This is a genomic window from Pseudomonas sp. D1-1 (assembly GCF_051132225.1).
In the GTDB taxonomy this organism is placed as follows: Bacteria; Pseudomonadota; Gammaproteobacteria; order Pseudomonadales; family Pseudomonadaceae; genus Aquipseudomonas.
Genome location: NZ_CP071676.1, coordinates 1,393,017 through 1,418,979 on the forward strand (window position 1 = coordinate 1,393,017; position 25,963 = coordinate 1,418,979).

A 25,963-nucleotide genomic window follows, 5' to 3' on the forward strand; every position below is an offset into this window, starting at 1 on the left:
AACCTGCAGTCGCCGACGAAATCAGCCGCAGAAAAAATGAAACTCCCCGCAAACGGCCCCAGTCAACCCTTGTGTAATGACTTTTCTTACAGTTATTCACAGGAGAGACACCATGAGTAGCACGAGCGATAAAGTGAAGGGCGTTGCCAACGAAGCCGTCGGCAACATCAAGCAAGGCGTCGGCAAGGCCACCGATAACGACCGCATGCGCGCCGAGGGCGTGGTCCAGGAGAAAAAGGGTGAAGCCCAGCAAAACGTGGGCAAGGCCAAGGATGCCGTCAAGAAAGGCGTCGACCAGGCGTAACCGATCAGTTGAAACGTGATCGGAACGGTCATCTGCGGGTGGCCGTTTTCATGTCGACTCGAACTTGCACCGGGGGAAATTGTTCCAAAGTCGCCAACAGGTTACTTTGTCTTGGCATAACCCGATGAGTCGCCAGGCGACCTTCCTTTTTTGCGGCGAAAGGAGACGCACATGATGTTCCCGGCCTTGAAAGGCTTGCCCCTGCACCGCGTGATGATGCGCACGGTGACCGAATTTCTCGACGACGAGATGTCGACGTACGCCTCCGCACTGGCTTACCAGATGTTGTTTTCGCTGTTCCCCTTCATTCTTTTCCTGATAGCCCTGATCGGTTTTCTGCACCTGCCGGATTTTTTCTCCTGGCTGCGCCTGCAATCGGAACTGGTGCTGCCGCCACAGGCGCTGGAGCAGGTCAACCCGGTGATCGACCAGCTCCAGCAGTCCAAAGGGGGGCTGCTGTCGGTCGGTATCGTGATTGCGTTGTGGACCGCGTCGGCCGGCGTTCGGCTGATGATGAGCGCCATGAATGCCGCTTATGACGTGGTCGAAGGGCGTCCGGCCTGGAAGCGTTTTCCGCTGTCGATCCTGTACACCGTCGGCATTGCCGGCATGCTCCTGGCGGCCGCGGCGCTGATGGTGCTGGGGCCGCAGGTGATGGGCTGGATTGCCGCCCAGATCGGGCTGGAGGAATTCATTGTCACCGTCTGGACGCTCGCGCGCTGGCCGGTCATCGTGTTTTTGCTGATGGTCGCGGTGGCGCTGATCTATTACGTGATGCCCGACGTCAAACAGGAGTTTCGCTTCATCACGCCGGGCTCGGTATTGGCGGTGGTGGTCTGGATCATCGCGTCCCTGGGCTTCGCGTTCTACGTCAAGACCTTCGCCGACTACAACGCCATGTATGGCAGTATCGGCGCGATCATCGTGCTGTTGCTGTACTTCTATATCTCGGCGGCGGTACTGTTGCTCGGCGCTGAGATGAACGCGGTGATCGAGCACATGTCCGCCGAAGGCAAGGACCATGGCGAAAAGAGCCCCGGCGAGCATGAAAAACAGCATGTGTCGGGCCTTGGGCGCGACCATTCCATTCCTCACGATCACACTGACGAAGCCCGACCATGATCCGCGAAATCCTGAAGATGGGCGACGAACGCCTGCTGCGCATCGCACCGCCGGTGCCGCCAGAAATGTTCGACAGTCCCGAGTTGTGGCAACTGATCGATGACATGTTCCAGACCATGGAAAGTGTCGGCGGTGTCGGCCTGGCGGCGCCGCAGATCGGCGTCGACCTGCAACTGGTGATCTTCGGCTTCGAGCACAGCGAGCGTTACCCGGATGCCGAGGCGGTGCCGCAGACCATCCTGATCAACCCGTTGATCACGCCGCTGAGCCCGCTGATGGAAGAGGGCTTCGAGGGCTGCCTGTCGGTGCCGGGCCTGCGCGGTGCGGTGGATCGCTACCAGCACGTCCGCTATGAAGGTTTCGACCCGAAGGGCGAGCCGATCGTGCGCACCGCCTCAGGCTTCCACGCGCGGGTAGTCCAGCATGAATGTGATCACCTGATCGGCCGCTTGTACCCATCGCGCATCACCGACTTCAGCAAGTTCGGGTTCACCGAGGTGATGTTTCCGGAGCTGGATCCCACCGCCGACGATTAGCTGAGTCCTACCCAAAATCCTGTGGGAGCGAGCTTGCTCGCGATTGCGGTGTGTCATCCAAATTGATGCAGCTGACCTGACGCCATCGCGAGCAAGCTCGCTCCCACACTGGACTGATGGGTCTTCAGGGTCTTGCAGGCACCAACCCCATCGCAATCATCGGCTTGCTCCGTGCGTACCGGCTCAGCCGTTCAGCCATTGCATAAGGCAGTTCCGGATCGAAGGCGAACCCGCGTCGCTCATAGAAGCTGCGCAGGTCAGGGTGGCAGAACAGCCACACCGGCGCCTCCACGCCTTTCACTGCCTCTTCTATCAACCGCGCCGCGATGCCTTGCGCGCGGAACGCCGGGTCGACGAACAACCCCGTCAACCAATGCCCACCGGACACCGGTCGCAGGCACAGGGCCGCGACGATTCCATCGCGCCGCGCCACCCAGAGTTGCGCGTCGCGCACGGCTTTCATCGAGGATTGGTGGGCACGATAAAATTTGTTCATCAACGGCCAGAACGATTCTTCGAGCGCTGCATAACGGATTTCGGACATGGCTGGGTCATGGCGAAGAGGGGGAGGCGATTATAAAAGAACGCGGCTGCAGGGATAGGTGTATACCTGAGGTACATCCCGTATGAGTGGAGTGCGTATCATGGCCAAAGGCATGGATTCAAAAAAAGCGGCAAAGAAAAAACCAGCGAAGAGCGCCGATGAAAAACGCGCTGACAAAAAAGCCAAGAAGGTCAATCTGTTCGGTCATTGAAGCGCTGTCGGCCCGGCTGGTCGCAGGTTTGAGGCGGAGGTTGCAACGCTCCGCCCAAACCCGCTGAGGTGATACCGAGGCGCTGCCAGACTCAGAGGGTGGCGATGACAGTGCTCTTGGCAGGGTTTTTCTCGCTCTGCTGATCTTTTTCCATTTGCGCCATGGCCGACTTGTCCTGCATGCGCTGGGCAATTTCCTCGCCGACCGCCAATTGTTTCTCCGGCGGCATTGCGGCGTACTCTTCTTCGGTGATGCCCATTTCCTTGAGGATGCTGTCCCGCAAGCGTTGTTCAGGCGTCTTGCTCATGTAGTCCTTGAACTGCGCCATGGCAGAGCTGGTCTCTGCGAAGGCTGGCGAGCCAACCGTCTGCAATTGCACACGGGTCTTGGCGAAGGCTTCGTCGACCTTGTCGCTGACGGCGGTGGCGGCGCTCACCTGTTGCGTGGCGTGTCGAGTGGCGGAGTCCTGGACTTGGGCGCTGGCCTGGCCGGCCTGGGTCTGGACGTTATCTCGCAACGCCTGCAGCGCGGCGCTTTGCAGGCCGCTGGCGGCTTCGGCTGTCGGGTCTTCGCCGGGGCGCTTGAGCGGCAGGATCATTGCTTGCTGATTTGCACTGACCAACATGATACGTACCTGTAGAAAGTGGCTGAGCGAGGGAGGGAGCAATTCCCATGCCGTCGTGCCAGATCCCTGGAATCAAGAGGCTGCAGGCGAGAGATATGGGGTAGTGCGGCCAATCCTTGCCGTTCGTCGGCATGGTTCGTCGGCATGGCTCGGCCGCATCCTGCCGGGCCGCTCAGGTGCTTTCGCGGACCTTGAGTTCGAACCCCAGGTCCACCGCCGGCTGGGCGATGCGGTTGCCAGCCATCAAGGTGAGCATCTGTTCAGCGGCACGGCGGCCGATGGCTTCCCGTGGGGTGCTGATGCTGCTCAAGCGCGGCACCATGTGGGCCGAGGCGGGCAGGTCGTTGAAACCGAGGATCGAAACCTGCTCGGGGATCCTGATACCGCTGCGCAACGCTTCGAGCAGGGCGCCGTGGGCCAGGTCGTCGTTACCGAAGAAGATCGCATCGACGTCCGGATGGCTGGCGAGCAACTGCAGGAACAACTCGCCGCCCAGGCCCACCGATGACGGACGCGGCGTGAGTATTTCCAGGTCCGGGTCGTAGAGCCCGGCCTCCTGCAATGCGCGCCGGAAACCTTCGCCGCGCAACAGCGTGCGCTGGTCCAGTTGCGCGCCGATGTAGGCCAGGCGCTTGCGGCCTCGGGAAACCAGGTGTTCGGCAGCGGTTTCGCCGGCCTTGAGCTGGGAGAAGCCCACACAGTTGAGGCCGGCGCCCGGGTCCAGTTCCATCATGTACACGCAGGGAATGTTGCTGGCCTCGATCATCCGTCGAGCGCTTTCGGTGCGGTCGAACCCGGTGAGCAACAGTCCTCGCGGCTGATAGGCCATGTAGTTGCGCAGCAGGTCCTCTTCTTCATCCCGGGAATAATGGTAATTGCCGATCACCACTTCGAAGCCCTTGGGCCGCAGCACGCGATGAATGGCTTCGAGAGTGTCGATGAACAACAGGTTCGACAACGATGGCACCAGCACCACCACCGAATGGCTCTGGGCCGAAGCCAGGGCGCGGGCGGCGGGGTTGACGACGTAGTTGAGTTCCAGGGCGGCCTGGCGGACCTTGTCCACCAGTTCGACGGCCACGGTGCTGACGCCGCGTAGCGCACGGGAGGCGGTGATCGGGCTGACCCCGGCCAGGCGTGCGACTTCGTTGAGCGTGGGGCGACCGGTGGTGCGAGTATTCTTATCGTTTTTAGGGGCGGTCATCAGGGCGGCTTGCCAAACAAAAATCAAGGCACTAAGGTAGCGCTGTCTCGGCGCGGCTGCAAATGCGTGAGCAGGGTTTGCCTGATCCCCTGTCCGCTGGCGTCGTGGACGTACATGCTGCAACCACAAAAATGACAAGAAGGCGTCGGCAACTTCTGCTTTTGCTGCGGTGTCATAACTGGCAAAGGTAGCGCTGTCTGCGCGCTGAGGTGTTACATGAATAATCCAATCACCGCCCTGGTCATCATGGGCGTTGCCGGTTGCGGCAAAACCTGCGTCAGCCAGGCCCTGTGCCAACTGAGCGGCGCCACCGCCATTGAAGGCGACACTTTCCACCCCGCGGCCAACATCCAGAAGATGAGCGCCGGTATCCCCCTGAACGACGACGACCGTGCCGGCTGGCTCGACAGCCTGTGCGACGAGTTGCGCCGTGTCGACGCCGTGGGTGCGCGCCCGGTGCTGACCTGCTCGGCCCTCAAGCACAGTTATCGCGAGCGCCTGCGCAGCGCCTTGCCGGGCCTGGGCTTCGTATTTCTTGAACTGACCCCGGAAGTGGCCGCTGATCGCGTGTCCCATCGCCCGGGCCATTTCATGCCGTCGACCCTGATCGACAGCCAGTTTGCCACCCTTGAATCTCCTGTCGGCGAGCCCCTGACCCTGGCTCTGGATGCGTCCAGCCACAGCGTTGATGAACTGGCCCGCCAGGCTTACGTCTGGTGGCTGGCCCACGGCCTGAAGCTCGCGAGCTGAAGCGTGAACAATTTGCGTCAGAAAGATAGCGCTGTCCCGACGGCTTGAAAATAACTGCTTCAATAACAACAACAAATCAGGAGACACCTCCCATGTTCGGCATGTCCCACGAGACGTTCCTGCTGCTAGATGCAGTGGTTACGGTGATCGGACTCATCGTCCTCATCACCAAGTTCAAATTCCACCCGTTCATTGCACTGACCATCGCCGCCGCGTTTCTCGGCCTGACGTCGGGCATGCCGACCGGCACCATCATCAAGGCGTTCCAGGACGGCTTTGGTGGCGTGCTCGGTTTTGTCGGCATCATCCTGGCGCTGGGCACGATGCTCGGCAAAATGATGGCCGAGTCGGGCGGTGCCGATCAGATCGCCCAGACCCTGATCCGTGCCTTCGGCAAGGAGAAGGTGCAGTGGGCCATGATGTTCGCCGCGTTCCTGGTGGGCATCCCGCTGTTCTTCGAAATCGGCTTCGTGCTGCTGATCCCGCTGGTGTTCATCGTCGCGCGCCGCACCGGCGTGTCGATCATCAAGATCGGTATCCCGCTGCTCGCCGGTCTTTCCGCCGTCCACGGCCTGGTGCCACCGCACCCGGGTCCGCTGCTGGCGATCGGCATCTTTGGCGCTGACATCGGCAAGACCATTCTCTACGGCCTGATCGTAGCGCTGCCGACCGCCATCATTGCCGGACCGATCTTCGGTACGTTCATCGCCAAGCACATTCCCGGTCATCCGAATCAGGAGCTGGTGGACCAACTGGCCCGCGAGACGAACGCCGCCGAACTGCCAAGCTTCAGCATCACCCTGATCACCGTGCTGTCGCCGGTATTCCTGATGCTGCTCAAGACCTTCGCGGATGTGGCGCTGCCGGACGGCAACCTGTTCCGTGTCTGGATGGACATGATCGGCCACCCGATCTCGGCCTTGCTGCTGGCGTTGCTGCTCTCGCTGTACACCTTCGGCTACAAGCAGGGCATCGGTTCCAGCCAGATGCTGAAGTGGCTGGACGCGAGCCTGGCGCCGACGGCGGCGATCATCCTGATCATCGGTGCCGGCGGTGGCTTCAAGCAGATGCTGGTGACCAGCGGCGTGGGTGACGTGATTGGCCACATGGCCGTGAGCGCACAGATTTCGCCGATCCTGCTGGCCTGGCTGGTGGCGGCGGTGATCCGGATTGCGACCGGTTCGGCGACCGTGGCGACCATTACCGGTGCCGGGATCGTGGTGCCGGTGGTGGGGATGATGCCAGGGGTGAACCGTGAGCTGCTGGTACTGGCGACTGGCGCCGGCTCGCTGATCCTGTCTCACGTCAACGATGCGGGCTTCTGGCTGGTCAAGCAGTACTTCAACATGACCGTGGCGGAAACCTTCAAGACCTGGACCGCGATGGAAACCATCCTGTCGGTGGTGGGACTGATCTTTATCCTGCTGTTGTCGCTGGTGATCTGAATCTGAGGCAATACCTACTGTGGGAGCGAGCCTGCTCGCGAAGCGATATGACATTCAACATCTGTGTTGACTGTTACATCGTCTTCGCGAGCAGGCTCGCTCCCACATTGGTTTTGGGTCAGGCCTCAGGTTTTTTGATCAACCCATCCGCCCGGAACATCCCGCGGATCCCGCGTACCGCCTGGCGAATCCGGTCCTGGTTCTCGATCAGCGCAAAGCGCACATGATCGTCCCCGTATTCCCCGAACCCCACCCCCGGCGAGACGCAGACCTTGGCTTCGGCCAGGAGCTTCTTGGCAAACTCCAGTGAGCCCAGGTGCGCATAGGCCTCGGGTATCTTCGCCCAGACATACATCGATGCCTTGGGATTCTCCACCATCCAGCCCAGTTCATGCAGGCCCTTGACCAGTACGTTGCGGCGCTGGCGGTACTGCTCGGCGATGTCGCGCACGCATTGCTGATCGCCTTCGAGGGCGGCGATGGCGGCCACTTGCAGCGGGGTGAAGGTGCCGTAGTCGTGGTAACTCTTGATCCGCGCCAGGGCGCTGACCAGTTCCGGGTTACCCACCATGAAACCGATGCGCCAGCCGGCCATGTTGTAGCTCTTGGACAGGGTGAAGAACTCCACCGCGATGTCTTTCGCGCCTGGCACCTGCATGATCGACGGGGCTTTCCAGCCGTCATAGACGATGTCGGCGTAGGCCAGGTCGTGGATGACCAGTACGTCGTATTGCTTGGCGAGGGCGATGACCCGCTCGAAGAAGTCGAGCTCCACGCATTGCGCGGTCGGGTTGGACGGGAAACCGAGGATCATCATCTTCGGCTTGGGGATCGAACCGCGAATGGCCCGCTCCAGTTCATCGAAGAAATCCACGCCGGGCACCAGCGGCACCGAACGCACCTGGGCGCCGGCGATCACCGCGCCGTAGATGTGGATCGGATAGCTGGGGTTGGGCACCAGCACCGTGTCGCCCTGGTCCAGGGTGGCCAGCATCAGGTGTGCGAGGCCTTCCTTGGAGCCGATGGTGACGATGGCTTCGCTTTCCGGGTCGATGTCCACTTCGTAGCGGTCCTTGTACCAGCGCGAAATGGCTCGGCGCAGGCGTGGGATGCCTTTGGAAGTGGAGTAGCCGTGGGTATCTTCGCGCTGGGCGACGGTGACCAGCTTCTCGACAATATGCGGGGGCGTGGCGCCGTCGGGGTTACCCATGCTCAAGTCGATGATGTCTTCGCCGCGCCGACGCGCAGCCATCTTCAGCTCGGCAGTGATATTAAATACGTACGGGGGGAGTCGATCGATGCGCGCAAAGCGGCGCGGCGAACCTTGTTCGGCCATTGTTGCCTCGAGATACGTGAGCGCCCGGAACCGTCCGAGCGACGTCGGCCAATGCGTTGGCCTGCGGCGCAAGATAATCGGGCCAATGGCGGATTGTCCAGTAGCCGCGCCGAACTATTTTCGACGACACTGTCGCCCTGGCTGCGCCACCAGCGGTGGCCGTAGCGGCTTGTCGAACCTGTCTTACCCAATTGTAATGGAATGAATAATGGAATTTTCCAGCGGCTTCCTGCTGAGCCTTTCCTTGTGCCTGGACATCGGCGTGGCCAATATCGCGATGATCACCCTGGCGATGCAGCGCGGCTATTTCCAGGGCTTTGCCCTGGGCCTGGGCACCTGCGTAGGCGACCTGGTCTATGCGGTCCTGGCGCTGGCCGGAATGACTGTCCTGCTGCAATACGAAACGGTGCGGTGGGTGCTGTGGATCGGCGGTTCGGTGCTGTTGCTGTATTTCGCCGCGAAGATGGTTCATTCGGCGATCTTTCACAGTGCGGTGCTGGCCGAGGCCGGCGAGGTCCGGGGCAACTCGTCTCGGCAGGAGTTTTTTCGCGGGATTTTCCTGGCGATGTCATCCCCCAGCGCCATCCTCTGGTTCGCGGCGGTGGGGGGTACGCTCATTGCCCGCTCAGGGGGTGGCACGGTAGTCAGTTCGGCGCTGTTTCTGAGCGGATTCCTCTGCGCCGGGCTGCTCTGGAGCGCCGGCCTGTGCCTGGCGGCAACCCAGGGCGGAAAATTGTTGGGGGATAAGTTGCTGCGTTATTCCTATTGGGCATCGGCGGCGATTTTCTGCTATTTCGCCGTCTACGTGATCGTTTCTGGCTACAACGAGTTTGTCGGAACAACCGCCTCGGCTGTCCCGCCTGGACTCTGACAAGCGAAACGGCCCGGCAATCACCGTTTGGGTTCTATACTGCCAAACCCGACTTCAAGTTTTCCGGAGTGTCGAAGCAATGGAATCGCAAAAACGCGTTAATGCATCCGAGCCGCGCTTCGAGCAAGGACGCTTTCAGCTCATCGCCGGTTTCGGCGCGCGTTTTACCCAGGACACCGCCCAGGACATCCCGCTGCTCTGGGAAAAGTTTCTGCCCTGGCTTGGCAAAGTGCCGGGGCAGAAAGACGAAGTGACTTACGGCGTGTGTTGCAACCCGGACGGCACAGGCGGCTTTGAATACATTGCCGGCGTGGAAATCAGCCGGCTTGACGACCTTCCGGAACAATACCGCTGGATCGAAATCCAGCCCGGGCCCTACGCCGTATTCGAGCACAAAGGGCCATTGAAGAACCTGCCGGACACCTTCCACTACATCTGGAAGGAATGGTTGCCGCAGTCCGGCCACCAGGCAGCTGATGAGCCTGAGTTCGAGCGCTACAGCGAAGACTTCAACCCGCGGACGGGGGAAGGCAGCCTGGAGATCTGGATACCCCTCAAGCCGAGTTGATCGTCGCGAGCCTGTTATTCAAAGACCAACCCCATCCGCCGCTCATAACCGATACGGCCCTTGTAGGCCTCGCCGCTGTCGACCCAGCCCAGGCGGGTGTACAGGCTGATGGCCGCGTCGTTGTCTGCATCCACCGAAAGCTCAAGCCCCTTTATCTCTGGCCATGCCGCTCGGGCGACGGTGGGTAGCGCTTGCAGGCAGGCCTTGCCGTAGCCTTTGCCTTGAGCCCGGCGGTCTACCTGCAAGGCGTGCAGGGTGGCGCTGTGTTCGTTGGCCCAGGCGGGCAGTACGGGTGGCCGCTTGAGCAGCAGGAACGCGACGGGCACTTCGTCGGCCAGCAGCGCAAAACCCTTTACCCCAGGGGCGGGCCTGGACAGCAGCGTATGCAGCGCACCATGGATATCGCCGGAAAACCTGATCTGTTCGGGGTGGATTTCGATGGCTTCGACCTGTTGCCGTTGCAGCGCGGTCAGGTCTTCATAGGATACGAGCTGAGCAGTCACGAAAACGTCCATTGTTGCCGGCAGAATGAGGCCTGGATTCTAGCGAAATTTTTTCTTTGGATTATTTTTGTTTGGCTGTCGATTCACTGTTTCTCCAGACGACTAAGGCTGTCTCTAACAAAAAACTGCGGAGAACCACCATGAATACCGAAACCGAAATCCAAGCGTTGATCGACACCTATCGCCAGGCCGTCATGGCCAAGGATGTGGAAAAAGTCATGGCGCTCTATGACGACGATATCGTCTCGTTCGATGCCATCCAGGCCCTGCAATTCAAGGGCAAGACCGCCTACCGCGCGCACTGGGAAGCCTGCATGGAAATGTGCCCTGGCCCGCACAAGTTCGATTTCCATCAGGTCCAGATCACGCCGGCCGAGAACATCGCCTTCGCCCATTGGCTGGCCTATTGCGGCGGCACCAACGACAAAGGCGAGGAACAGGCATGCTGGATGCGTGTGACAGCTTGCTACAAGCGTACGGCCGGCGCGTGGAAGATCGTCCATGAACATTGGTCGGCGCCATTCGACCCGATGGCGGGTACGGCGATATTCGACTTGCAGCCCTGATCGGCTACGGTTTCGTTCTGTCTTCCTTGTCGACCCGTCCGATTGCGGAGCTTTCCATGAAGTATCTATGCCTGGTGTACAGCAATGAACAGGTCCTGCACGACTCGCCCGAGAGCCCGCAGGACGCCGAATGCATGGCTTACGCCGAATCGGTCCAGGGCAGCGGCCGCATGCTCGCCGCTGAAGCCCTGGAGTCGGTGCAGACCGCCACCACGGTGCGTATGCGCGGCGGCAAACTGTCGATTACCGACGGCCCGTTCGCCGAAACCAAGGAGCAACTGGCGGGCTTCTACCTGATCGACGCCAAGGACTTGAACGAAGCCATCCAGGTCGCCGGGCACATCCCGGCGGCCCGGGTCGGCTGCGTCGAAGTCCGGCCGGTACGCCAGCTGAATCCCTGAACGACAATCACAACGGGATGATTTCCATGAGCCGTGAACCTGCTTTGTTGTCCATCAGTCCGACCACCCAAGGCCTTCCCGGCTGATGTCGGCCGAAGCGGTCAAGGCGCGGGTCGAGCAGGTTTATCGCCAGGATTCGCGGCGAATCCTGGCGACGCTGATTCGCCTGCTGGGTGATTTCGATCTCGCCGAGGAAGCCTTGCACGAGGCGTTCTTCGTCGCGGTCGAGCGCTGGCAGCGCGACGGCGTGCCGGACAATCCCCGGGCCTGGCTGGTGTCGGCCGGGCGTTTCAAGGCGATTGACAGCCTGCGTCGGCGGGCGCGCTTCGCGGCGTCCCAGCCGATGCTGATCGCGCAACTCGAAGCGCTTGAACAGGCCGAGTGGAGTGATGAGGACGTGGAAGATGACCGCCTGCGGCTGATTTTCACCTGTTGCCACCCGGCTCTGGCCGCTGATGCCCAGGTACCGTTGACGCTGCGGGAAGTCTGCGACCTGACCACCGAGGAAATTGCTCGTGCGTTTCTTGCCGCGCCGGCAGCCATCGCCCAGCGCATCGTGCGGGCCAAGGCGAAGATTCGCGATGCGAAGATTCCCTATCAGGTGCCGTCCCGCACGGAGCTGCCTGAACGACTCGACAGCGTGCTGCGGGTGATCTACCTGGTGTTCAACGAGGGCTATTCAGCCTCGATGGGGGCCGAGTTGACCCGCGATGACCTGACCCGTGAAGCCATACGCCTCGCACGCCTGCTGCTGGAGTTGCTGCCCGAAGCTGAAGTGATGGGCTTGCTGGCGCTGATGCTGCTGCACGAGTCGCGGCGGCCTGCGCGAATGTCGATGGCCGGCGATCTGGTCTTGCTCGATGAGCAGGACCGGTCGCTATGGGACCCGGCAATGATTGCCGAAGGTTGCGCGATGGTCGAGGCCGCGCTCAACACCCGGCGGTTCGGACCGTATTGCCTGCAAGCCGCGATTGCTGCGGTGCACGCCGAAGCGCCGACCGCCCGGGAGACCGATTGGCCGCAGATCGTCGGCCTCTACGATGTGCTGTTGCGGGCCGTGCCGTCGCCAGTGATCGAACTCAACCGCGCGGCCGCCCTGGCCAAGCGCGATGGGCCGCAGGAGGGGCTACGCCTGGTTGACGGGATACTCGGCAGGGGCGAGCTGCTTGACTATCACCTGGCCCATTCGGCGCGGGCTGAGTTCTGCCGGCAGTTGGGGCGAGTGGAGGAGGCGAGGGCCGCCTATCGACGGGCGCTTGAATTGACGCAGCAACTGCCGGAGCGGCGGTTCATTGAAGCCAGGCTTGCGGGATTGGACTGATAATCAACCAGACGACGCCCCCTGTGGGAGCGAGCCTGCTCGCGAAAGCGTCAGCATAATCGACATCCGCTGTTGCTTTATCCACCGTCTTCGCGAGCAGGCTCGCTCCCACAGGAATGACCTCACATTATCGAAACACCACAAACCAATGTGGGAGCGAGCTTGCTCGCGATAGCGGTGTATCAGCCACTATTGCTGTCGGCTGGTAGACCCTATCGCGAGCAAGCTCGCTCCCACAGGTGCATCGATGGCTAGTCTGGCGTTGATCAGAACTCGTGATCAGCGTTGTCCGGGTTCAGGTCGCTGATACCCAGCTTGCCCGCAGCCTGTTCGATCGAGCCGGTCTGCTTGACCAGGGCGGCGATGGCGTCACGCACGATCTGGTTGCCCGCGGTGTTACCGGCGGCGATCAGCTGGTCATAGTGCTCACCCTTGTTGGCGTGATCGACCATGACCTGGATCTTGGCTTCGGTGTCGGCCAGCTCGGCCTTGAGCGTGGTGTCGGCGGCCGGGTCGGCCTTGGCCACCAGGGAGGACAGGCTCGCGCCGGTCATCTTGGTGCCGTCGACGCGGGTGTATTCGCCGAGGTAGACGTTACGCACACCCTTGGCATCGTAGAAATGCGAGTAGTGGGTGTTGTCGCTGAAGCAATCCTGTTCGTCTTCTGGCGAGTTGGCTTCCAGGGAGACCTTCATGCGCTCGCCCGCCAGTTCACCCAGGGACAGGCTGCCCATGCCGAACAGCATCTTGCGCAGACCGGTTTCAGCCGGTTCGGCTTCCAGCGTGGCGCGGTAGTTGTCGGCGACGTTCGGTTTCCAGTTGCCGACCATTTCCTGCAAGTCGTTCACCAGCAGCTGGGTCACGGACTTGAGGTAGGCACGCCGACGGTCGTTGTGGCCGCCAGTGGCGCCGGCGCCTTCCAGGTAGTCCGAAGCCGGACGATTGCCGGCACCCGGGCCGGTGCCGTTGAGGTCCTGGCCCCACAGCAGGAATTCGATGGCGTGGTAGCCGGTGGCAACGTTGGCCTCGGAACCACCCAGCTCGTTCAGGCTGGCGAGTTTTTCCGGGGTGATGTCTTTGACGTCGACCTTGTCTTCGCCGACCTGCACTTCGGTGTTGGCGATGATGTTGGCGGTAGCGCCCGGGTTACCCAGGGCGTGCTCGTAGGATTTGTCGACGTAGTCGATCAGGCCTTCGTCCAGGGGCCATGCGTTCACTTGGCCTTCCCAGTCGTCGATGATGGTGTTGCCGAAGCGGAACACTTCGCTCTGCAGGTAAGGCACGCGCGCGGCAACCCAGGCAGCCTTGGCGGCTTTCAGGGTATCTGCGTTCGGCTTGGCGAGGAAGGCGTCGACGGCGGTCTGCAGGGTTTTCGCGGTGGATTCGGCATCGCTGTAGACGGCGTAGACGATGTCGGCGTAGTGCGCGACAACGGCCTTGCCAGCGGCTTCGTCGATCTTGCCAGCGGCAGCGGGGGCAGCCGGAGCCGCAGTGCTGGCGGCCGGCGTTGGCGCTTGCGGCGCGGCCGCCTTGTCTTTGCCTTCGCCGCAACCGGCGAGGGAAATAGCGATGGCCAACAGACTGGCGGTAGCCAGAGGCATACGAATCATGGCGAACATCCTGCTTCGGTGATGAATGGGACAGGCGCGAGGGCGCGCAAAACTGCGACATAATGCGAAAGATTTGCATTATATGTAAAGAGCTGCGGCGGTAATATTTCTAGCGCAGGCAGCCCGCGGAGAAGGGGGGAAACAGTCAGATGATCGAGGCGTTGATGCGCTCGGCTTGCTTCAGATAGTTACCCAGCTCCCGTGCCGGCAACGGTTTGCTGTAGTAGTAGCCCTGACCTTCATGGCAGCCCTCGGCAATGATGTAGGCTTCCTGCTCGATCGTTTCGACGCCTTCGGCGATCACCTGCATGCCCAGGCTCTTGCCGAGCTGGATGATGGCGCGAACGATGGTCGCATCGTCTTCGTCATCGAGCAGGTCCTGGACGAAACTCTTGTCGATCTTGATCTTGTCCAGCGGCAGGCTCTTGAGATAACTCAAGGACGAATAGCCGGTGCCGAAGTCGTCGATGGCAATCAGCGCGCCGGAACGGCGCAGGCTCAACAGATGCTGGGCGGCCGTGGTGATGTCTTCCATCAGGCCGGTTTCAGTGACCTCCAGCTCCAGGCTGCGCGGGGGCAAGCGGTACATCTGCAGGAAATTGCTCACCACCCGGGGCAGTTCGGCGTGGTGCAGTTGCACCGTCGACAGGTTGACGGCCATGCGCAGGTCGACAAAACCCTGATCGTGCCATTCGCGCAACTGTTTGCAGGCCTGGTCCAGCACCCATTCGCCGATGGCGATAATGGTGCCGTTCTGTTCCGCCAAGGGAATGAACAGGTCAGGCGGCACGAGGCCGTGCTCGGGGTGATGCCAGCGGATCAGCGCTTCGGTGCCGACCACCCGAAGGTCGCGGTAGCTGACCTGCGGCTGGTAGACCAGGGTGAACTGGTCGCGAGCCAACGCCTCGCGCAGGTCTTTTTCCAGTTCACGCCGACGGCGCATTTCACTGTCGACGCTGGCGATATAGAACTGGTAACGATTGCGCGAGCGCGTCTTGGCCAGGGTCATGGTCTGCTCGGCTTTTTGCAGGAGCTTCTCGGTGCTGTCGCCGTCTTCGGGGAACAGCGTGATACCGATGGTGGCTCGCAGGCGGATCCCCTGGTCGTCGAGGATGAATGGCGCTTCCAGATCGTCGAGGATGCTCTGGGCCAGTTCGGCGGCCTCGTAAGGCTGCTCGATATCGGCTTGCACCAGGGCGAACTGGTCGCCGCCCAGCCGCGCCAGGGCGCCGAGGCGCCCACTGTGGGCGCGCAGCCGATCGGCCAAGGCCAGCAGCAACTGGTCGCCAGTCTGATAGCTGAACTGCTCGTTGATGCCCTTGAAGTCGTCCAGTCCCACACACAACACGGCCACGCGACGTTGCAGGCGCCCGGCGTCCACCAGGATCTTGTCCAGTTGTTGTTGCAGCTGCTGGCGATTGGGCAGGCCGGTGAGGAAGTCGTACTGGGCCATGCGCAGCAGGCTGTTTTCCGCTTCGTGGCGCAAGTGCGTGTTGCGCTCGATGGATTCGAGCAACTGGTTCGCGGTGTTGATCCACAGGCCGAGTTCGTTTTGCTCGTGGCCCCGTAGCTGCGGAATCTTGTGCGCGCTGGGGCGATCGGGGTTGATTTCGGTCAGGTGCTGGATGATCCGCGACAACGGTTTGGTCAGCAGCCAGTGATAGACCAGGTACAGCACCAGGCCCATGGCCAGGGCCCGGAGCATTCCGGAAATGAAAATGATCACCGAGCTGACAATGAAGCCCTGGCCATAGGTGGCGGTGTCGAGGGTGATGCTCAGGTCGCCGTAGTATTCACTGTAGGGCCCGCGTCCCACCAGTTGCGTGGTGAAGGTGCGCTCCTGGCCCAGGATCAGGTCGGTCAGCCAGCGGCTTTCGGAATGCTGGAGGGGCCGGGTCTTCTCGGCGAGCATCGTTTCGTGGGGGTGGCCGATGGAGGCCATGCGCACGGCCTCATCCTGGAACAGGCCTTCGATGACCTGCATGCCCATTTCCCGGTCGAGGCTGTAGACCGCCTGGGTGGAAGGGTCGCGGAACATATCGAGGATGCGCTGGGCGTCGTCGGCGACGGCCCGATTGGTTTTGTAGGCATCGAAAACGATCTGGGCGCAGCTCAAGACCACGCCAACGATCAATGCCGAAAGGAGCACGACCCGGAGCAACTTCACAGACAAGCTGTTCTTGAGTTCCAGCTTCAAAGAGGGATTCCTTGTTCCGTGCGGGTAGCGTCAAGTTGCCATGAGTATTGGCAATCCTGTGATGTCAGTCAAAGGGACAATCCAACACAAGGCTTTTCGCCTGAAACCTGGCCGTTATACGGTGTTTGCAGAGTCTTTGCTCTACGACCATTGTTTCGGTTGAGGAGGGCCGCAACTTGAGGCCTGGCGGGATTATTTATCGGATTTCAGACGCGAGGTCATTTGCACGTTGCGAAGCTATTGTGGGAGCGAGCTTGCTCGCGATGAGGAAGGTACCGTCAACATCTCAGTGTCTGAACCACCGCTATCGCGAGCAAGCTCGCTCCCACAAAAGTCAAACCGAAAAAAAAGCGCTCTCCCGTCTCCGGAAAAGCGCCGTTTTCATTGGCATCACAACTTACGCAGTAAAGGTCTTGCCTTCGAACTGCTCAGCCACGAACTTCCAGTTGACCAGGTTCCAGAACGCTTCGACGTACTTCGGACGAACGTTGCGGTAGTCGATGTAGTAGGCGTGTTCCCAAACGTCGCAGGTCAACAGCGGAGTGTCGCCGCTGGTCAGCGGGTTGCCGGCGCCGATGGTGCTGGCCAGGGCCAGGGAGCCGTCGGCCTTTTTAACCAGCCAGCCCCAGCCGGAACCGAAGGTGCCGATGGAAGTCTTGCTGAATTCTTCCTTGAACTTGTCGAACGAACCGAAGGCTGCATTGATGGCTTCAGCCAGGGCGCCGGTTGGTTGACCGCCAGCATTTGGCGCCAGGCAGTTCCAGTAGAAAGTGTGGTTCCAGACCTGAGCGGCGTTGTTGAAGATACCGCCCGAGGAAGTCTTGACGATTTCTTCCAGGGTCTTGCCTTCGAACTCGGTGCCAGGCACCAGGTTGTTCAGGTTCACGACATAGGTGTTGTGGTGCTTGTCGTGGTGGTACTCCAGAGTTTCTTTGGAGATGTGCGGCTGCAGTGCATCGTGAGGATAGGGCAGCGGCGGCAATTCGAAAGCCATGGTGATTCTCCTAATCAGGTCAGTTGCGGTGAGCGCAAGGCCGATCACGGGCGGCCAGACTAGCGCCGGGGAGTTTGTACTCTTTGCGGCGCAGGAGTCGGATCATAGCACCGGGGGTGCGGCATAACCACGCAACAACTGTGTGGAATAGAGGTTCCAGAGCGGTTTGGAATATCAGCCCGAGACGATCAGTTGCAGCGCCACGGTGAACATCATCAGCGCCACCAGCAGGTCCAGGATCCGCCAGGTACTGGGTCGGGCCAGCCAGGGAGCCAGCCATGCGGCGCCGATGGCCAGGGTCGAAAACCACAGCAGCGAGGCACTGGCCGCCCCCATGACGTAGGCGCCGGGCATGCTCTGCTGGGCGCCGAGGGAGCCGATCAGCAACACGGTGTCGAGATAGACGTGGGGGTTGAGCAGCGTGACCGCGAGTGCGCTCAGCAGGACTGTTCCCAGTGAGCGCGCGGCCTGTTTTTCATCGCGCTGCAGGCTCTGTTTCGAGCAGGCGCGGCGCAGCGCCTGGGTACCGTACCAGAGCAGAAACGCGGCGCCGCCCCAGCGTGCGATTGAAAGCAGCAACGGGCTTTGCGCCAATAGCGTCGCCAGGCCGAACACGCCGGCGGCGACCAGCAACGCATCGCAGATGATGCACAGGGCAGCCACCGGCAAATGGTGCTCGCGGCGCAAGCTCTGGGCGAGCACGAAGGCGTTCTGCGTGCCAATGGCCATGATCAATCCGAGGGCGACCAGCAGCCCGTTCACATAACTTTGCCACATGACATCAATTCTCCAGCTGGATTTGCAATGCTGGCCATTCTCCGGTCCGGCGCGGTATAAGAAAAACCAATCTTGCTGATTGCTCATTAGGAATTCTGATGTTCGATTACAAACTGCTGTCTGCCCTGGCGGCCATTGTCGAGCAGGCCGGATTCGAGCGTGCCGCCCAGGTGTTGGGACTGTCGCAGTCGGCCATCTCCCAGCGGATCAAGCTTCTGGAAGCGCGTGTCGGCCAGCCCGTGCTGGTGCGTGTCACACCGCCGGTGCCCACTGAAATCGGCCGACGCCTGCTCAACCATGTGCAACAGGTTCGTTTGCTTGAACGCGACCTGCAAAGCCTGGTGCCGGCGCTGGATGAGGCCGGGTTACCGGAGCGCCTGCGAATTGCCCTGAACGCCGACAGCCTGGCTACCTGGTGGGCCGGTGCGGTGGGGGCGTTCTGTGCCGAGCGGCAGCTCTTGTTGGACCTGGTGGTGGAAGACCAGAACGTCGGCCTCAAGCGCATGCGCGCCGGGGAAGTGGCGGCCTGCGTCTGCGCCAGCGAACGGCCGGTGGCCGGTGCCCGCAGCGTATTGCTGGGGGCGATGCGCTACCGGGCGCTTGCCAGCCCTGCGTTCATCGCCCGGCACTTCCCCGGCGGGGTGCGCGCCGATCAGTTGGCTCGCACGCCGGCCCTGGTATTCGGCCCGGATGATTTCCTGCAACACCGTTACCTGGCTTCCCTCGGTATCGAGGGCGGTTTCGAGCACCATTTGTGCCCGTCGTCCGAAGGTTTCATCCGTCTCGCTGAAGCGGGGCTTGGCTGGGGACTGGTGCCGGAACTGCAAGTGCGCGAGCAACTGGCGCGGGGCGTGCTGGTGGAGTTGTTGCCTGACAAGCCGATTGATGTGCCGCTGTACTGGCATCATTGGCGCAATGGCGGACACTTGCTCGGTCTGTTGACCGAGCAACTGATTCAGGCGTCCCGGCAGTGGCTGGTGCCGTTGGCCTGACTGACAGCGTCAGGATAAGACGAAGTATGCAAAACCCTAGCAATCGGAGCACTACATGAAGATTCTGGTCACCGGCGCAAGCGGCTTCATCGGCGGACGCTTCGCGCGTTTCGCCCTTGAGCAGGGCCTGGATGTACGGGTCAATGGCCGCCGGGCCGAAAGCGTCGAGCATCTGGTGCGGCGTGGCGCCGAGTTCATCCAGGGCGACCTCAGCGAGCCGATGCTGGCCCTCGACCTGTGTCGCGATATCGATGCCGTGGTGCATTGTGCCGGCTCGGTGGGGCTGTGGGGGCGCTATCAGGACTTTCACCAGGGCAACGTCCAGCTCACCGAAAACATCGTCGAGGCGTGCCTCAAGCAAAAGGTCCGGCGATTGGTGCACCTCTCCTCACCGTCGATCTATTTTGATGGCCGTGACCACTTGGGACTGACCGAAGAGCAGGTGCCCAAACGTTTCAAGCATCCCTACGCCGCCACCAAGTACCTGGCCGAACAGAAGGTCTTCGGCGCCCAGGAGTTCGGCCTGGAGGTGTTGGCGCTGCGGCCGCGCTTCGTCACTGGTGCCGGTGACATGAGCATTTTTCCGCGCTTGCTCAAGATGCAGCGCAAGGGACGACTGGCGATTATCGGCAACGGCTTGAACAAGGTCGATTTCACCAGCATGCAGAACCTCAACGAAGCACTGCTCAGCAGCCTGCTGGCCACCGGTTCGGCCCTGGGCAAGGCTTACAACATCAGTAACGGGGCGCCCGTTCCGTTGTGGGACGTAGTCAATTATGTGATGCGGCAGATGGAAGTCCCACAGGTCAGGCGTTACCGCTCCTACGGGCTGGCTTACAGCGTTGCGGCCATGAACGAAGGGTTCTGCGCATTATGGCCGGGTCGCCCGGAGCCGACGTTGTCGCGCCTTGGCATGCAGGTGATGAACAGGAATTTCACCCTGGACATCGGTCGGGCCCGGCATTATCTCGATTACGATCCGCAAGTCAGCCTGTGGGCCGCGCTCGATGAATTTTGCGCCTGGTGGCGCGTCCAATATGCCCGCTGATCGCCCCGTCATGAACCGAGTGCCCGGTTCGGGGTCAATGGCTGCGGTGGGCGAGGGGGTTATACTCGCCGCATCGAGTCACTACCGATTTCCCAAAGGTTGAACCCATGCCCACGCGTAACGATGCCAACGACGACTTCGACGATGTACCGAGCCTGCGGATGCGGGCGGACATTCCCGATGACGATGACTTCCTGACCAACCGCCAGCCCCACGTGCAAGCGCGTCCGGCACCTGTTGCGGCGGCCAGGGTCAAGGCACCAAGCACCGGGCCGTTGTGGGCATTGGTCGGTGCCTTGCTGTGCGCCTTGGCGTTTCTCGCGTGGTGGAGTTTCCAGCAGATTTCCCTGATGGAGCAGCAGCTGGTGGCCACCCAGGAGAGCTTCGCACGGATCAGTGAGGATGCCGCGGGCCGCCTGCAGGACATCTCCGGCAAAGTGGTTGCCGGGCAGTCCAACGTGATGAGCGACAGTGAAGCCTTGAAATTGCAGATCAAGCAGTTGGACAGCAAGCTGCAGGAGCAGGGCCGGCAATTCGACGGCAAGTTGATGGAGCAGTACAAGCAGCTGCAAGGCGCGTTCGGACCGTCCGCCGACCTGGACAAGCAATTGGCCCAGATGATCGCCCAGGATTCCGAACAGCAGAACGCCTACACCCAGTTGCAAGCGGCCAATACCCAGCTCCAGGCCCAGGTCAAGGCGTTGGCGGCCGAGGTTGCAACCTTGAAGAACCAAGGCGAGGGCGGCGCGCTGGATGCCCAGCTCAAGAGCATCGGTGCCGACATCACGGCCTTGAAAAGAGCCAACTCGAACTCGGCCATCGAGCGCCTGGAGCAGGACATGATTGTGCTCAAGAGTCAGCAGGAGAACCGCTCGGGCGGCAATAACGCCGAGTTCGATGCCTTCCGCGGCCAGGTCACGCGCAACATCAATACCCTGCAATCGCAGATCCAGTACCTGCAACAGCAACTGAGCAATCGGGCCCAGTAACGGGCCCTGTGGGAGCGAGTCTGCTCGCTCCCACAGGTATTGCAGTTCGCCTGCAACCATCTCCTGAATACTCCAACATCACCCCACCCCGTCTACGCTCTTGGAACACCAACAAGAACGAGGGGCGTGCCCATGGGGTTTATTCGAAGGCTGGCCTGGCTGGCCGCAATGCTGGCGCTGGGGCTGAACCACGCACAGGCCGCTACGCCGGATGAAGGCCAGGCGGCTCGGGCGCTGTTGGAAAGGGCGTTGGCCTACTATCACGATTACGGCGACTATGCGTTCGCCGCCTTCAGCCGCCAAGGCGAATTCGTCGACAAGGACCGCTACGTGTTCGTGGTCGACACCCAGGGAGTAATGCTTGCCAGCGGCGGCCCATCGTCAGCGCTGATCGGGCGAGACGTGTCCGAGGTATTGGGGCCGGATCTGCGCAAGGCGTTCAAGGATGCGTTGAAGACCCCGGAAGCCAGCGGCATCCAGCAGGCCGAGTATCGCTGGCAGAACTGGGCGGACGGCAAGGTCGAGCGCAAGCGTGTGTATTTCCAGCGGGTCGGCGAGCATATCCTCGCGGTTGGCTATTACTTGCCAAGGGCTTCTGCCGAACAGGCCAGGGCGCTACTGGACAAGGCTTCGGCGGACCTGCTGAAGAGTGAGAAAGCCACGCTGACGGCGATCAATTCCCTCAAGGGCGGTTACCTTCAGGATGACCTGTACGTCTTTGTCGTTGATCTCGATACCCGCCGTTATGTCGGTCATGGCACCAATCTGCGTTTGATCAATACCGATTTTGCGAAGGTCAAGGATCCGGCTGGCAAACCGGTGGGTGAGCCGATCCTGGCAATGATGGGCAAGCAGGATGCGGGGGAATATGAGTATCGCTGGAAGAATCCGGTCACGGGGAAGGTCGAGAACAAGCATGCCTATTTGAAGAAGGCTGGGCATTTGTTGGTGGCTGTGGGGTATTACAGTCCTTGATTTATGGGTTTCTGGATTTTGGATGTATATCCGTTACCGCAGCAACGGATATACACACGATCAAAGCAGTAGGAATCACCCCGCCACCAACACCCGAATCGCCTCCAGCCGCAACGCAGCCTTCTCCAGCATCGCCAACCCTTGCTCACGCTGCTGGCGCAGAGCCTCCAGTTCGCTGTCGCGCACGGTAGGGTTCACCGCTTGCAAAGCGGTCAAACGGGCCAGTTCCTCTTCGGTGTCGGCCGCCAGACGGCGTTGCGCCTCGGCCACGCGTTCGGCGTGACGCGGGGCGATCTTCTCTTCGCCGGCGTTGATCCGTGGCGAGAGCTGGTCGCGCTGGGCCTGGATGAACTTGTTGGCGCTGGCGCGGGGAACGCTTTCGAGCTGGTCGTTAAGGGTTTCGAACGACACCCGGCCCGCCAGGTCGTTGCCGTTGGCATCCAGCAGGCAGCGCAGGGCGGCCGGTGGCAGGTAACGGCCCAATTGCAGCGAGCGCGGGGCGACCACTTCGCTGACATAGAGCAGTTCCAGCAACACGGTGCCAGGCTTGAGCGCCTTGTTCTTGATCAGCGCCACGGCGGTGTTGCCCATGGAGCCAGACAGCACCAGGTCCATGCCGCCTTGCACCATCGGGTGCTCCCAGGTGATGAATTGCATGTCTTCACGAGACAGCGCCTGGTTGCGGTCATAGGTGATGGTCACGCCTTCGTCGTCGCCCAGGGGGAAACTGGCGTCGAGCATTTTTTCGCTCGGCTTGAGGATCAGTGCGTTATCGGAGTGGTCCTCGCTGTCGATACCGAAGGCGTCGAACAGGGTTTCCATGTAGATCGGCAGGGCGAACTGGTCATCCTGTTCAAGGATGGCCTCCACCAAAGCGTCGCCTTCGCCCGCACCGCCGGAATTGAGCTCCAGCAGACGGTCGCGACCGGTGTGCAGCTCGGCCTCCAGGCGTTCGCGTTCGGCGCGCGCCTCGTCGATCAATGCTTGCCACTCGCCGTCGTCGGCTTCTTCCAGCAACGGCAGCAGGCGCGGGCCGAACTGATGTTGCAAGGCGTTGCCGGTCGGGCAGGTGTTGAGGAAAGCATTCAGCGCCTCGTGATACCACTGGAACAGCCGCGCCTGCGGGCTGGTTTCCAGGTACGGCACATGCAACTCGATAGTGTGTTTCTGGCCGATCCGGTCCAGACGGCCGATCCGCTGTTCCAGCAGGTCCGGGTGCGCCGGCAGGTCGAACAGCACCAGGTGATGGGCGAATTGGAAGTTGCGACCCTCACTGCCGATTTCCGAGCAGATCAGCACCTGGGCACCGAACTCTTCGTCGGCAAAGTAGGCCGCCGCGCGGTCGCGCTCAAGGATGTTCATGCCTTCATGGAACACCGTGGCCGGAATGCCGGAACGCACGCGCAGGGCGTCTTCCAGGTCCATCGCGGTTTCGGCGTGGGCGCAGATCACCAGGACCTTGGTGCGCTTGAGCATCTTCAACTGATCGATCAGCCATTCGACGCGCGGGTCGAATTTCCACCAGCGTTCTTCTTCGCCGGCTTCAGGCTGAGCCTGGAAGCTGACTTCCGGATACAGCTCGGCGTGTTCGCCCAGCGGCAGTTCCAGGTATTCGTCAGGGCACGGCAGCGGATAGGCGTGCAGCTTGCGCTCGGGGAAACCCTGGACGGCAGCGCGGGTGTTACGGAACAGCACGCGGCCGGTGCCGTGGCGGTCCAGCAGTTCGCGAACCAGGCGGGCGCTGGCTTCGATATCGCCATCGTTGACGGCGGTCAGCAGCGCTTCGCCTTCATTGCCCAGGAAACCATGGATGGTCTGGTGGGCCTCGGGCGACAAGCGTCCCTTGTCCAGCAGCTCCTGGACGGCTTCGGCCACCGGGCGATAGTTCTCGCTTTCGGCACGGAAGGCTTGCAGATCGTGGAAGCGGTTCGGGTCCAGCAGGCGCAGGCGAGCGAAGTGGCTGTCCTGGCCCAGTTGTTCCGGGGTGGCGGTCAGCAGCAGCACGCCAGGGATGGTCTCGGCCAATTGTTCGACGAGCGCGTATTGCGGGCTGACCTGGTCTTCGTGCCACACCAGGTGGTGCGCTTCGTCGACCACCATCAGGTCCCAGCCGGCGGCGAACAGCGCGTCCTGGGCCTTTTCGTCCTCTACCAGCCATTCCAGCGCGACCAGCGCCAGTTGGGTGTCCTCGAACGGGTTGCTGGCATCACTTTCGATAAAGCGTTCTTCGTCGAACAGCGCGACCTGCAGGTTGAAGCGCCGACGCATCTCCACCAGCCACTGGTGCTGCAGGTTTTCCGGGACCAGGATCAGGATGCGACTGGCGCGGCCGGAAAGCAGTTGCCGATGGATGATCAAGCCGGCTTCGATGGTCTTGCCCAGGCCCACTTCGTCCGCCAGCAATACCCGTGGCGCAATGCGGTCGGCGACTTCACGGGCAATATGCAACTGGTGAGCGATCGGTTGGGCACGCACGCCACCCAGGCCCCAGAGCGGTGACTGCAGTTGGCGGCTGGTGTGTTCCAGCGTGTGGTAGCGCAGGGAGAACCAGGCCAGCGGATCGATCTGCCCGGCGAACAGGCGATCGCTGGCCAGGCGGAACTGGATGAAGTTCGACAGTTGGGTTTCCGGCAGCGTGACGACTTCGTTCTGCCCGTTGAGGCCGTGGTAGACCAACAGCCCGTCGACGTCATCGACTTCGCGCACGGTCATTTTCCAGCCTTCGAAGTGAGTGATCACGTCGCCCGGCGAAAACCGCACGCGGGTGAGGGGCGCATTCCGTAGCGCGTACTGGCGAGTGTCGCCAGTGGCCGGGTAGAGCACGGTCAACAAGCGGCCGTCCTGTGCCAGAACGGTGCCCAAACCCAGCTCGGCTTCGCTGTCACTGATCCAGCGTTGCCCCGGTTGATACTGCTGCGCCATGCTGCCTGACTCCCGCCGTGAAAAAGCCGGCTATCTTAACGGAATGACGCGTCAGACCAAAGGATTTACGCACGTAACCAGCGCTCGTGACGGCTTGCCCATCAACCGGCCCAACGGAACTTAAGCGTGTTCTGCGATCAAACAAGCTTGTGTCCTCGCCCCGCGTAATGCCAACCAGCTCACAAGTTTCAGACCAGCGGTTCAAGCTGTCCTCGCCGCCGCCGACAACCTGAAGACAGGAGACCTTTATGTTGCCACCCATGCTCCCCTTGAGCGCCGTACCCATCACCGCTCAGCAGGATCCGATCCGCCCGCGACCGGATATTCCTCCCGTGGTCCCGGTACAACAAAGCTCCAACGAAAGCACCATCGACCTGCAAAAGGGTGACCCGGAGGAGGCCGCTCTGTTGCTGCGCGAAGAGCAGCGTCGCCAGCAGGAGCGCAACCGGCGCCGCCGCGAAGCCGACGAGGATCCCGAGGAGCATCTGGCTGTTCCGGGCACGGAACTGAACGCCGACAACACCGTGCCGGTCGTTCCGCTCGTCGAGGGCGAAGAGCGCCAGGGCCTATGGGTGGATATCCAGATCTGAGGTCTCGTCGACGTCGCTGGCTGGTCAACGCAACCGGTAACCCGCATCATGGGCGCATCCGCCACTCACCGTACGATGTCGACACAGCATGAGCCAAGAAGACAAACTGATTGATCTCGGTGCAGAGCGCGCAAAGCGCGTTCACGACCTCAACGAAAAACGTCTCAATGAAGTCCGCCAGGCCTTCGAGCAGGCCATGCCCTTGGGCAAGCCGAAGAAAAAATCGAAAAACAAACCGAAAAAGCGCTGAACCCCCTCGATCCATTGATATGGATCAGTTATCACCCTTCCTTTGCGCTCCGTCGCGAGCGTTATTGACCCCGGTCAATTTTCCTCCAGGCCTGATCGGTTAACTTGATCCCATCGCAACAGGGGCAAGACCAGGAGGCCAGTCATGTTTATCGATAATGTGGTGTTTGCCGGTGTGTTGACGGTCGGCCTCATGTTCGTGTTTTTCGCAGGGTTTGGATTATTCATCTGGAAAGACGCACACAAGCGCAAAAAGCCGTAGGTCTTTCCGGCTACAACGAGCACGCAAGGCATTTGGGCGACTTCGGTCGCC

Annotated in this window: 27 protein-coding genes; 17 read left to right on the plus strand and 10 right to left on the minus strand. The window is 61.3% G+C overall.

From position 1 onward, the window contains the following. The first annotated feature begins 112 nt into the window (after window positions 1–112). The 3 genes from J3P86_RS06130 to def all read left to right on the plus strand — a co-directional run bounded on the left by J3P86_RS06130 (window position 113) and on the right by def (window position 1,962). Complete coding sequence (locus tag J3P86_RS06130) at window positions 113–304, plus strand: CsbD family protein (protein ID WP_434699659.1); 192 nt, start codon at window positions 113–115, stop codon at window positions 302–304. Window positions 305–475: 171 nt separating this feature from the next. Further along, a complete protein-coding gene (locus J3P86_RS06135) occupies window positions 476–1,426 on the plus strand; it encodes a YihY/virulence factor BrkB family protein (protein ID WP_434699661.1) in 951 nt (316 codons plus the stop codon). Continuing rightward, entirely contained in the window at window positions 1,423–1,962 is a 540-nt protein-coding gene (gene def, locus J3P86_RS06140) for a peptide deformylase (protein WP_434699663.1), read from the plus strand. The genes J3P86_RS06135 and def overlap by 4 nt, the downstream gene beginning before the upstream one ends. A 124-nt stretch (window positions 1,963–2,086) precedes the next feature. Here def and J3P86_RS06145 read toward each other — a convergent pair whose 3' ends face one another. From J3P86_RS06145 to J3P86_RS06155, 3 genes are all read right to left on the minus strand, one after another. Next, entirely contained in the window at window positions 2,087–2,506 is a 420-nt protein-coding gene (locus J3P86_RS06145) for a GNAT family N-acetyltransferase (RefSeq protein ID WP_434625635.1), read from the minus strand. A gap of 302 nt (window positions 2,507–2,808) precedes the next feature. Beyond that, a complete protein-coding gene (locus tag J3P86_RS06150) occupies window positions 2,809–3,342 on the minus strand; it encodes a hypothetical protein (protein WP_434699664.1) in 534 nt (177 codons plus the stop codon). Between the two features lie 172 nt (window positions 3,343–3,514). Then, window positions 3,515–4,546 (minus strand): LacI family DNA-binding transcriptional regulator, encoded by a 1,032-nt coding sequence (locus J3P86_RS06155; protein ID WP_434625631.1) that lies wholly within the window; start codon window positions 4,544–4,546, stop codon window positions 3,515–3,517. Window positions 4,547–4,762: 216 nt separating this feature from the next. Between J3P86_RS06155 and J3P86_RS06160 the strand changes: the two genes are divergently transcribed. Further along, complete coding sequence (locus tag J3P86_RS06160; RefSeq protein WP_434625629.1) at window positions 4,763–5,296, plus strand: gluconokinase; 534 nt, start codon at window positions 4,763–4,765, stop codon at window positions 5,294–5,296. A 92-nt stretch (window positions 5,297–5,388) separates the two neighbouring features. Continuing rightward, window positions 5,389–6,741 carry a GntP family permease gene (locus J3P86_RS06165; RefSeq protein WP_305496305.1) on the plus strand — a complete coding sequence of 451 codons (1,353 nt, stop codon included), beginning with the start codon at window positions 5,389–5,391 and terminating at the stop codon, window positions 6,739–6,741. 118 nt (window positions 6,742–6,859) lie between these two features. Here the strand turns inward: J3P86_RS06165 and alaC are convergent, their stop codons facing one another. Next, window positions 6,860–8,077 carry an alanine transaminase gene (gene alaC, locus J3P86_RS06170; RefSeq protein ID WP_434569563.1) on the minus strand — a complete coding sequence of 406 codons (1,218 nt, stop codon included), beginning with the start codon at window positions 8,075–8,077 and terminating at the stop codon, window positions 6,860–6,862. A 208-nt stretch (window positions 8,078–8,285) separates the two neighbouring features. On the opposite strand from alaC, the gene J3P86_RS06175 reads away from it, so the two are divergent. Together J3P86_RS06175 and J3P86_RS06180 are read left to right on the plus strand one after the other, a co-directional pair. Continuing rightward, a complete protein-coding gene (locus tag J3P86_RS06175; protein WP_305496303.1) occupies window positions 8,286–8,948 on the plus strand; it encodes a LysE family translocator in 663 nt (220 codons plus the stop codon). A 79-nt stretch (window positions 8,949–9,027) separates the two neighbouring features. Then, window positions 9,028–9,516, plus strand: a complete 489-nt coding sequence (locus J3P86_RS06180) for a GyrI-like domain-containing protein (protein WP_434625627.1) — start codon at window positions 9,028–9,030, stop codon at window positions 9,514–9,516. Window positions 9,517–9,530: 14 nt separating this feature from the next. On the opposite strand, the gene J3P86_RS06185 is transcribed toward J3P86_RS06180, so the two are convergent. After that, on the minus strand, window positions 9,531–10,019 hold the full coding sequence (locus tag J3P86_RS06185) for a GNAT family N-acetyltransferase (RefSeq protein WP_434699666.1): 489 nt from the start codon (window positions 10,017–10,019) through the stop codon (window positions 9,531–9,533). Between the two features lie 140 nt (window positions 10,020–10,159). Between J3P86_RS06185 and J3P86_RS06190 the strand changes: the two genes are divergently transcribed. From J3P86_RS06190 to J3P86_RS06200, 3 genes are all read left to right on the plus strand, one after another. Beyond that, window positions 10,160–10,585, plus strand: a complete 426-nt coding sequence (locus J3P86_RS06190; RefSeq protein WP_434569559.1) for a YybH family protein — start codon at window positions 10,160–10,162, stop codon at window positions 10,583–10,585. A gap of 56 nt (window positions 10,586–10,641) precedes the next feature. Beyond that, a complete protein-coding gene (locus tag J3P86_RS06195) occupies window positions 10,642–10,986 on the plus strand; it encodes a YciI family protein (RefSeq protein ID WP_305496293.1) in 345 nt (114 codons plus the stop codon). An 85-nt stretch (window positions 10,987–11,071) separates the two neighbouring features. Then, entirely contained in the window at window positions 11,072–12,307 is a 1,236-nt protein-coding gene (locus tag J3P86_RS06200; protein WP_434699667.1) for an RNA polymerase sigma factor, read from the plus strand. A gap of 266 nt (window positions 12,308–12,573) precedes the next feature. Here the strand turns inward: J3P86_RS06200 and J3P86_RS06205 are convergent, their stop codons facing one another. From J3P86_RS06205 to J3P86_RS06220, 4 genes are all read right to left on the minus strand, one after another. Continuing rightward, window positions 12,574–13,917, minus strand: coding sequence for an imelysin family protein (locus J3P86_RS06205; protein WP_305496291.1), 1,344 nt, complete (start codon window positions 13,915–13,917; stop codon window positions 12,574–12,576). Window positions 13,918–14,062: 145 nt separating this feature from the next. After that, window positions 14,063–16,114: a putative bifunctional diguanylate cyclase/phosphodiesterase gene (locus tag J3P86_RS06210; RefSeq protein ID WP_434569555.1), complete on the minus strand. Its 2,052-nt coding sequence runs from the start codon at window positions 16,112–16,114 to the stop codon at window positions 14,063–14,065. Between the two features lie 397 nt (window positions 16,115–16,511). Then, complete coding sequence (locus tag J3P86_RS06215) at window positions 16,512–17,108, minus strand: superoxide dismutase (RefSeq protein ID WP_127929573.1); 597 nt, start codon at window positions 17,106–17,108, stop codon at window positions 16,512–16,514. 174 nt (window positions 17,109–17,282) lie between these two features. Continuing rightward, window positions 17,283–17,885 carry a LysE/ArgO family amino acid transporter gene (locus J3P86_RS06220; protein ID WP_434625618.1) on the minus strand — a complete coding sequence of 201 codons (603 nt, stop codon included), beginning with the start codon at window positions 17,883–17,885 and terminating at the stop codon, window positions 17,283–17,285. A gap of 92 nt (window positions 17,886–17,977) precedes the next feature. Between J3P86_RS06220 and J3P86_RS06225 the strand changes: the two genes are divergently transcribed. From J3P86_RS06225 to J3P86_RS06240, 4 genes are all read left to right on the plus strand, one after another. Next, the gene (locus tag J3P86_RS06225) at window positions 17,978–18,877 is read left to right on the plus strand and encodes a LysR family transcriptional regulator ArgP (RefSeq protein WP_434658289.1); all 900 of its coding nucleotides are present in this window, start codon (window positions 17,978–17,980) and stop codon (window positions 18,875–18,877) included. Window positions 18,878–18,932: 55 nt separating this feature from the next. Continuing rightward, window positions 18,933–19,925: an NAD-dependent epimerase/dehydratase family protein gene (locus tag J3P86_RS06230; RefSeq protein WP_434569553.1), complete on the plus strand. Its 993-nt coding sequence runs from the start codon at window positions 18,933–18,935 to the stop codon at window positions 19,923–19,925. 107 nt (window positions 19,926–20,032) lie between these two features. Continuing rightward, complete coding sequence (locus J3P86_RS06235) at window positions 20,033–20,914, plus strand: ATPase (RefSeq protein WP_434603004.1); 882 nt, start codon at window positions 20,033–20,035, stop codon at window positions 20,912–20,914. Window positions 20,915–21,046: 132 nt separating this feature from the next. Further along, on the plus strand, window positions 21,047–21,889 hold the full coding sequence (locus tag J3P86_RS06240) for a cache domain-containing protein (RefSeq protein WP_434699669.1): 843 nt from the start codon (window positions 21,047–21,049) through the stop codon (window positions 21,887–21,889). 75 nt (window positions 21,890–21,964) lie between these two features. Here the strand turns inward: J3P86_RS06240 and rapA are convergent, their stop codons facing one another. Further along, complete coding sequence (rapA, locus tag J3P86_RS06245) at window positions 21,965–24,811, minus strand: RNA polymerase-associated protein RapA (protein ID WP_434625613.1); 2,847 nt, start codon at window positions 24,809–24,811, stop codon at window positions 21,965–21,967. Window positions 24,812–25,059: 248 nt separating this feature from the next. Between rapA and J3P86_RS06250 the strand changes: the two genes are divergently transcribed. The 3 genes from J3P86_RS06250 (at window position 25,060) to ccoM (ending at window position 25,912) form a co-directional block, all read left to right on the plus strand. Next, a complete protein-coding gene (locus J3P86_RS06250) occupies window positions 25,060–25,401 on the plus strand; it encodes an aspartate-semialdehyde dehydrogenase (RefSeq protein WP_434569549.1) in 342 nt (113 codons plus the stop codon). A gap of 88 nt (window positions 25,402–25,489) precedes the next feature. Continuing rightward, entirely contained in the window at window positions 25,490–25,651 is a 162-nt protein-coding gene (locus tag J3P86_RS06255; RefSeq protein WP_434569548.1) for a hypothetical protein, read from the plus strand. A gap of 144 nt (window positions 25,652–25,795) precedes the next feature. Beyond that, window positions 25,796–25,912, plus strand: a complete 117-nt coding sequence (ccoM, locus tag J3P86_RS06260; protein ID WP_030139315.1) for a cytochrome c oxidase subunit CcoM — start codon at window positions 25,796–25,798, stop codon at window positions 25,910–25,912. Window positions 25,913–25,963: the final 51 nt, after the last annotated feature.